Annotated in this window: 1 protein-coding gene; it reads right to left on the bottom strand. The window is 57.6% G+C overall.

The window, feature by feature from the left end:
- Positions 1 to 228: hypothetical protein (locus tag SB717_RS38600; protein ID WP_410908518.1), on the bottom strand; the 228-nt coding region annotated here is incomplete at its 3' end.
- Positions 229 to 245: the final 17 nt, after the last annotated feature.

The following is a 245-nucleotide window of genomic DNA, read 5'->3' as shown; positions in this document are numbered from 1 at the left end:
AGTGATTGTGCTGCCGTGGATATCAGCCTGGCTACCTTGCAGGTTAATGGCGGATGCAACCGAATTGCGGGCCACCACGGTTGTTCCGCTCAGCGAGAGCTGGGAACCCTTGGAGGCCTGGATGTCCAGTGCATGGGTGCCGGCGTTCAATGTCAACTTGCCAGCCATTACACGGGACTGGTTCATGGTGGCACCGTTGGAGGTCAGGTGGGCATTTTCACCGATCACCCAATCGTCCACTCGAT

Origin of the sequence: Priestia sp. SIMBA_032 (genome assembly GCF_046535215.1) — a bacterium.
In the GTDB taxonomy this organism is placed as follows: Bacteria; Bacillota; Bacilli; order Bacillales; family Bacillaceae_H; genus Priestia; species Priestia aryabhattai.
This window is presented reverse-complemented; position numbering and strand designations above follow the sequence as displayed.